A 7299-nucleotide genomic window follows, 5' to 3' on the forward strand; every position below is an offset into this window, starting at 1 on the left:
GCGAGCGGAGCGAGGACTTTTGCGCCGCTGTGCGGCGCGAAAGTAACGGCATTTTTGAAGGCTGTCGAAAAAGTCCCTGGACTTTTTCGACAGCCTGAGAAAGGCCGCGCCGCACGGCACGGCCTTTCTGCCGCTCCAGTGCGCACATAAAAATTTGCGTCTCCCTATTGACAAGGACTGTTATCTGTGTCTATACTGTATATGCTGAGTATACACAGTAAAACGAGGTGCACCGAATGGATATTATCATCAGCAACGCCGGCGGGGTGCCCATCTACGACCAGATTACCCGGCAGGTCAAGGGCCTGATTCTGCGGGGTGAGCTAAAGGAGGGGGAGGCCCTCCCCTCCATGCGGCTGCTGGCCAGGGAGCTGCGCATTTCCGTCATCACCACGAAACGAGCCTACGAAGAGCTGGAGCGGGAGGGCTTCATCACCACAGTCCCGGGGAAGGGGTGCTTTGTGGCGCCCCAGGACCCGGAGCTGGCCCGGGAGGAGACCCTCCGCCGGGTGGAGGAGCATCTGACCCGGGCAGTGGAGGCCGCCAAATCGGGCGGCGTCACCCTGGAGGAGATGACCGACACCCTCAACATCCTGTATGGAGACGATTAATATGGAAAATGCCATTGAAATTCGCCATCTCACCAAAGATTACGGCAGCTTCAAGCTGGACGATGTGACCTTCAACGTGCCCATGGGCACGGTTGTGGGCCTCATCGGGGAGAACGGCGCGGGAAAATCCACCACCATCAAGTGCATCCTCAACCTCATCCGCCGGGACGGCGGGGAGATTGTGCTCCTGGGCCGGGACAACATTGCCGGCGAGCGGGAGGTCAAGGAGGAGATCGGGGTGGTGCTGGATGAGTCCACCTTCCACGACACCCTGCGCTCCGGCGACGTGGGGAAAATCCTCCGCCGGGTCTACCGGAACTGGGACCAGCGCTGTTTTGAGCAGCTGCTGAAGAAGTTCGACCTGCCGGAGAAAAAGCTCCTGAAGGACTACTCCCGGGGCATGAAGATGAAGCTGTCCATCGCCGCGGCCCTGGCGGCCCGGCCCCGGCTGCTCATTCTGGACGAGGCCACCGGCGGGCTGGACCCGGTGGTGCGGGACGAGATTCTGGACCAGTTCCTGGATTTTGTCCAGGATGAGGACCACGCCATCCTCATCTCCAGCCACATCACCAGCGACCTGGAGAAGGCGGCGGACTACGTGGTCTACCTCCACAAGGGCAGGGTGGCTCTCCAGGGGGCCAAGGACGAGCTGCTGGAGGAGTACGGCCGCCTGGTGTGCGGCCAGGCCGACCTGGACAAGGTGGACCCGGCCTTCCTGGTGGGGGTGCGGAGGAGCCAGTTCGGCTGCGAGGCCCTGGTACGGGACCGGGAGAAATTTGTCCGGCTCTACCCGGCGCTGACCGTGGACCGGGTGACACTGGACGAGATTATGGTCTTTACCGCAAAGGGGGATATGGCGTCATGAGAGGCATGATTTATAAGGACTTTCTGGTCCAGCGCAAGCAGCTGGGGTACTACGGCGTGTTTTTCCTGGTGTATACGCTCCTGGCCGTGACGGATGTGATGCCGCCCGCCATCATGTATACCATGACCGTGCTCATCGGCATGATGGTGCCCATGGCGTCCTTCTCCTATGACGACCTGGCCCGGTGGAACAAGTACGCCGCCGCCACCCCCGCCGGACGGCGGGGCATCGTGGCCGGCAAGTATGTCTTTTCCCTGCTCTCCGTGCTGGCGGCGGCAGTGCTCTCCGCCCTGCTGCTGGCGGCGCTGGTGCTCCTGAAGCCGGCGCTGGGGCCCCTGGACGAGGGGCTGATCGGACTGCTGATCTGCGTGCTGATTACCATGGTCATCAATGCGGTGATGCTCCCCGTGCTGGTCAAGTTCGGCGCGGAGAAGAGCCGGCTTATCAGCATTCTGCTCTTCGTGGCCATCTTCGGAGGCATCCTGCTGCTGGGGCAGTTCGCCGGGGCGCTGGAGAACATTGTACTCCCCGCGTGGTTCTTCCTGGCCCTGCCCGGGCTGCTGGTGCTGCTGGCCATTGGAGGCTATGTGATCTCCTACTTCATTGCCTGTGGAATTTTTGAGAAGAAGGAGCTGTAAAGCGCCCTGATGCTTGCGCGCCGCCCCGCTCTGTGATAAACTAAAAAAAGAAAGAGGGAAGGAGCGTGGGGACCATGACCGCACAGGAAGCCATTCAGGAGCTGCTGAAAATCCAGCAGTACTGCACGCCCCGATCTCTCGCCGCCGTGGACTACGCCATCCGGGCCATCCAGGAGAAACAGGAGCGGGAGAAAGAGGAGAAGAAGTGAGCCCCCAGTCCTGCAAAAAAAGACCGCCTCATCTTGTGATGAGGCGGTCTTTTTTTGCAGAATGGATTAGGCGGTCTGGCGCTTCTTCATGAAGAACAGGAAGCACAGCATCAGCACAATGCCCACAGGCAGGGCGATGATACCCGGAATGCCGTTGGAGGCCAGCAGGCCGGCCAGCAGGTAGGAGATGCCGGCTATGGCCGCGCAGGAGATGGCGTAGGGCAGCTGCGTCGATACGTGGTTGACATGGTCGCACTGGGCGCCGGCGGAGGCCATGATGGTGGTGTCGGAGATGGGGGAGCAGTGGTCGCCGCAGACGGCGCCGGCCATGCAGGCGGAGATGCAGATGATGGCCAGGGGATCATCCATGGAGAACACGTTCTGCACGATGGGGATCAGGATGCCGAAGGTGCCCCAGCTGGTGCCGGTGGCAAAGGCCAGCAGACAGCCGATGACGAACACGATGACAGGCAGGAACATCTGCAGGTGCTCGGCGCTGCGGACAAAGTCACGGACAAAGTACTTGGCGCCCAGGGAGTCGGTCATGCCCTTCAGGCTCCAGGCGAAGGTGAGGATGAGAATGGCGGGAACCATGGCCTTGAAGCCCTCGGGGATACTGGCCATCATGTCCTTGAAGGACATGGCCCGGCGGGCGGCGTAGTACACCAGGGTGAAGAGCAGGCCGAAGGCGGAGCCCAGCATCAGGCCCACGGAGGCGTCGGAGTTGGAGAAGGCCTCCACAAAGTTGGCGCCGGAGAAGAAGCCGCCGGAGTAGATCATGCCGATGACGCAGCACGCCACCAGCACCAGAATGGGCAGCACCAGGTCAATGACCTTGCCCTTGGTTTCGTCGATATCCTCGTCCAGCATGGCGTAGGGGTTGGAGCCGGAGAACAGGTCGCCCTTCTCGATGGCGTTCTTTTCAAACTTGGCCATGGGGCCGAAGTCCACCTTTATAAACACCAGACCCAGCATCATCACGATGGTGAACAGGGCGTAGAAGTTGTAGGGGATGGCGCGGATGAACAGGTTCAGGCCCTGGCCCTCCTCGGCAAAGCTGGCCACGGCGGCGGCCCAGGAAGAGATGGGGGCGATGATGCAGATGGGGGCGGCGGTGGAGTCGATGATGTAGGCCAGCTTGGCCCGGGAGACCTGGTGCTTGTCCGTGATGGGCCGCATGACCGAGCCCACGGTGAGGCAGTTGAAGTAGTCGTCGATGAAGATGAGGCAGCCCAGGACAATGGAGGCCAGCTGGGCGCCCGCGCGGGTTTTGATGTTCTTCTGGGCCCAGCGGCCGAAGGCGGCGGAGGCGCCGGCCTTGTTCATCAGGGCCACCATGGCGCCCAGAATCACCAGGAAGATGAGGATGCCCACATTGTAGCTGTCGGACAGGACGGACACAATGCCGTCGCTGAACACATGGGTCAGGGTACCCTCAAAGCTGAAATTGGAGTAGAGCAGGCCGCCCACCACAATGCCGATGAACAGAGAGGAGTAGACCTCCTTGGTTATCAGGGCCAGGGCGATGGCGATGACCGGGGGCAGCAGGGACAGAATGGTGTTGAAGTAGTTGCTGGGGGACTGGACATAGCCTGTCCCGCCGCAGGTCTCACAGGTGACGGCCTCGCCGGTGTCGGAGAGGACGACGCCCAGGGTACCGCAGTCGGTACACTCGATCATCTTGGTGCCGGTCTCGTCGGTGGGGTCGCCGGCGGCGAAGGCGGTGGTCGTCAGGGCAAAGAGCAGCATCAGCAGCAGCGCAGCCCGGGCGAGCCAGGTTCTTCTTGTTCTCATGTTTTTCCCTCCCAAATATTGTACGGGGCACACACTGCCCCTGTGGCGCCAATGAAAAAAGCCATGGACGCTTATGGAAGCGCCCATGGCAAAACCAGGGTTCCCCGCCGGTGGAAAAGCGGGGAACCTCAGGATAGCGCTCCACATGCTGTGACAGTCCGCACGGTATTCCCGTACGGCCCAGGCCGCGCCGCCCAGGCAGGCGGAACAGCCTTCGGCGGTGCGCCCTCTCCCCGCGGGACGGCTGCCTGGCCTTGTCCCCGGGTACGCATGCGTACCGCGCCTCTATCCTCTTTATTAAAGAAGCGTAAGTATCCTATCATGGGTTCCAGGGAATGTCAAGGCTGAATCCGCCTTTTTCCACCGGAAGAATTTGTGCGATATGCTGATTTTTGAAATACCTGTTTACACCATTGATTTATCGTGGTAGTATACTAAAGCAAGAAGGCGAAACACCGGCGCCTGACAGAAGGAGGAACTATCATGAAGCTGAAAAGATGGCTGGCCCTTGCTCTGGCGCTGGCAACCACAGCGACCCTGACCGCCTGCTCCAACACCGCCGTCGGCGGAGACACAGGCGATGCAGCAGGCTCCCCCGCGCCCTCGGGCTCCCAGGCCGCGGCGGAGAGCGATGTGCAGTACGTAAAGGACAAGGGCACCCTGGTGGTGGGCATCACCTACTTTGAGCCCATGGACTACAAGGCCGAGGGCAGCGACGAGTGGATTGGCTTTGACGCCGACATGGCCAAGGCCTTTGCCGAGAGCCTGGGCGTGAGCGTGGAGTTCAGCGAGATCACCTGGGACTACAAGGTGGAGGAGCTGGAGTCCAAGGCCATTGACGTGGTCTGGAACGGCATGACCCTCACCGACGAGGTCACCTCTTCCATGGCCACCTCCAACCCCTACTGCACCAACTATCAGGTGCTGGTCTATCCCGCCGACAGGGCCGCCGACTTTGAGAACCTGACCTCTCTGGAGGGCCTGAGCGTGGCTGTGGAGTCCGGCTCCGCCGGCGAGGACGCCGCCCAGGCGCTGGGCGCCTCCGTTGTGCCTGTCCAGTCCCAGGCCAACACCCTGATGGAGGTGTCCGCCGGCACCTCTGACGCCGCCGTCATCGACGTGCTCATGGCCGCCGCCATGATCGGCGAGGGCACCAGCTACGCCGACCTGGCGTACAGCGTGAACCTGAACGAGGCCCAGGGCCTGGACGCAGAGGAGTACGGCGTGGGCTTCCGCAAGGGCTCCGACCTGGTGGACGCCTTCAACCAGTTCTGGGCCGATGCCGTGGCTGCCGGCACCGCCCTTGAGACAGCCACCACCTACGGCCTTGAGGATGCTGTCATCCTTGACTGACCTGACTGAATGACCGGAGCCTATTTATAATGACAAAGGCAGAGGGCGCGCTCCGCTCTCTGCCTTTGCCCGGCTTTCCCCTGTGCATCCCCATCTCCATACAGAGAGGACGATTCCATGTTCTGGACCACCCCTGAATTCCCCGTTGTGGTAAAAGCCCTGAATGAGGGCTTCCTGGTGACCCTTCAGCTCTTTTTTGTGACCATCATCGGCGCCGTGCCCCTGGGCCTTGTCATCTCCTTCGGCTCCATGAGCCGCTGGGCGCCCCTGCGGCGGCCCGTCCGCTGGGCGCTGGCCCGGAAGGGCAGGAAGCCCGGCAGCGTGGCAAAGCTGCTCTCCGCCTTCCGGCCCATCAGCCTCATCTGCCGCCTGGTGGTGTGGGTGATCCGGGGCACCCCGCTGATTCTCCAGATCATCGCCCTCTTCTATGTCCCCGGCATGCTGGACCTGTTCACCTGGGGCGGCGGTGAGCGCTCCCGCTTTGCGGCGGTGGCCGTGGCCTTTATCATCAACTACGCCTGCTATTTCTCCGAGATCTACCGTGGCGGCATCCAGAGCGTGCCGGTGGGGCAGCAGGAGGCGGGCCAGGTGCTGGGCATGACCAGGAGGCAGATTTTCTTCAAGGTCACCCTGCTCCAGATGATCAAGCGCATCGTGCCCCCCATGTCCAACGAGATCATCACCCTGGTGAAGGACACCTCTCTGGCCCGGGCCATCTCCCTCAAGGAGGTCATCTGGGTGGCGGAGTCCTTCATGAAGGGCAACCAGGGCATCTCCGGCCTGCTGTGGCCGCTGTTCTTTGTGGCGGTGTACTACCTTGTGTTCAGCGGCGTGGTGACGCTGCTGCTGGGCCGGCTGGAGAAGAAGCTGGCCTATTTCCAGTGAGAGGAGGGGACCGAAATGGCAATTCTGGAAGTACATAATATTGAAAAGCACTTTGGCCCCACCCGGGTGCTGGAGGACATCAGCTTTGAGCTGGAGCAGGGCCGGGCCCTGGCCATCATCGGCTCCTCGGGCAGCGGCAAGACCACCCTGCTGCGCTGCCTGAACTTTCTGGAGACCCCGGACAAGGGGCGCATTGTGGTGGGCGGGGAGACCCTCTTTGACGCCGACGGCCCCAACAGCCGCAAGGAGCAGGACATCCGCCGCAAGCGGCTCCACTTCGGGCTGGTGTTCCAGTCCTTCAACCTGTTCCCCCAGTATACGGCCCTCCAGAACGTGACCCTGGCCAGCCAGCTGCTGGCCAAAGAGCGGCCCGACTTCAAGCAGAACAAAAAGCAGATTTTTGCCCAAATTGAGGCGGAGGGGCGGGCGCTGCTGGAGCGGATGGGCCTGGCCAACCGGGCCGGGCACTACCCCAGCCAGCTCTCGGGCGGGCAGCAGCAGCGGGTGGCCATCGCCCGGGCCCTGGCCCTCAAGCCGGACATCCTCTGCTTTGACGAGCCCACCTCCGCTCTGGACCCGGAGCTGACCGGCGAGGTGCTCAAGGTCATCCGGGGCCTGGCCGACCAGCACACCACCATGATCATCGTCACCCATGAGATGGCCTTTGCCCGGGACGTGGCGGATCAGGTGATGTTCATGGACGGGGGCCTCATTGTGGAGCAGGGCCCCGCCCGGCAGGTCATCGAGAACCCCCGGGAGGAGCGGACCAGGCAGTTTCTGGCCCGGTATCACTGAAAAACCAGTAAAAATGGCGCTCTCCCATGGGGAGAGCGCCATTTTTCAGTCTGTCGAAAAAGTCCAGGGACTTTTTCGACAGCCTTCAAAAATGCCGTTACTTTCGCGCCGCACTGCGGCGCAAAAGTCCTCGCTCCGCTCCCCGGAAG

Annotated in this window: 8 protein-coding genes and 1 riboswitch; of the genes, 7 read left to right on the forward strand and 1 reads right to left on the reverse strand. The window is 62.0% G+C overall.

The genetic code is table 11. From position 1 onward, the window contains the following. The first annotated feature begins 236 nt into the window (after positions 1 to 236). The 4 genes from QZY67_RS11150 (at position 237) to QZY67_RS11165 (ending at position 2323) form a co-directional block, all read left to right on the forward strand. Entirely contained in the window at positions 237 to 611 is a 375-nt protein-coding gene (locus tag QZY67_RS11150) for a GntR family transcriptional regulator (protein WP_294535084.1), read from the forward strand. Position 612: 1 nt separating this feature from the next. Next, positions 613 to 1476, forward strand: coding sequence for an ABC transporter ATP-binding protein (locus QZY67_RS11155; RefSeq protein WP_295370340.1), 864 nt, complete (start codon positions 613 to 615; stop codon positions 1474 to 1476). Continuing rightward, complete coding sequence (locus QZY67_RS11160; RefSeq protein WP_295370342.1) at positions 1473 to 2114, forward strand: ABC-2 transporter permease; 642 nt, start codon at positions 1473 to 1475, stop codon at positions 2112 to 2114. Before QZY67_RS11155 ends, QZY67_RS11160 begins: the two co-directional genes overlap by 4 nt. Positions 2115 to 2188: 74 nt before the next feature. Then, a complete protein-coding gene (locus tag QZY67_RS11165; protein WP_294535094.1) occupies positions 2189 to 2323 on the forward strand; it encodes a hypothetical protein in 135 nt (44 codons plus the stop codon). Positions 2324 to 2389: 66 nt separating this feature from the next. On the opposite strand, the gene QZY67_RS11170 is transcribed toward QZY67_RS11165, so the two are convergent. Continuing rightward, positions 2390 to 4117, reverse strand: coding sequence for a Na+/H+ antiporter NhaC family protein (locus QZY67_RS11170; protein WP_294535097.1), 1728 nt, complete (start codon positions 4115 to 4117; stop codon positions 2390 to 2392). A gap of 126 nt (positions 4118 to 4243) precedes the next feature. Next, a riboswitch (Lysine riboswitch) is annotated at positions 4244 to 4413 on the reverse strand. Positions 4414 to 4600: 187 nt separating this feature from the next. On the opposite strand from QZY67_RS11170, the gene QZY67_RS11175 reads away from it, so the two are divergent. From QZY67_RS11175 to QZY67_RS11185, 3 genes are all read left to right on the forward strand, one after another. Further along, positions 4601 to 5470, forward strand: coding sequence for a transporter substrate-binding domain-containing protein (locus tag QZY67_RS11175; RefSeq protein ID WP_295370345.1), 870 nt, complete (start codon positions 4601 to 4603; stop codon positions 5468 to 5470). Positions 5471 to 5587: 117 nt separating this feature from the next. Then, entirely contained in the window at positions 5588 to 6355 is a 768-nt protein-coding gene (locus tag QZY67_RS11180) for an amino acid ABC transporter permease (RefSeq protein ID WP_295370347.1), read from the forward strand. Between the two features lie 15 nt (positions 6356 to 6370). Further along, positions 6371 to 7150, forward strand: coding sequence for an amino acid ABC transporter ATP-binding protein (locus tag QZY67_RS11185; RefSeq protein ID WP_295370349.1), 780 nt, complete (start codon positions 6371 to 6373; stop codon positions 7148 to 7150). The last annotated feature ends 149 nt before the right edge of the window (positions 7151 to 7299 follow it).

Source organism: uncultured Pseudoflavonifractor sp., from assembly GCA_904419835.1.
Taxonomy (GTDB): domain Bacteria; phylum Bacillota; class Clostridia; order Oscillospirales; family Oscillospiraceae; genus Pseudoflavonifractor.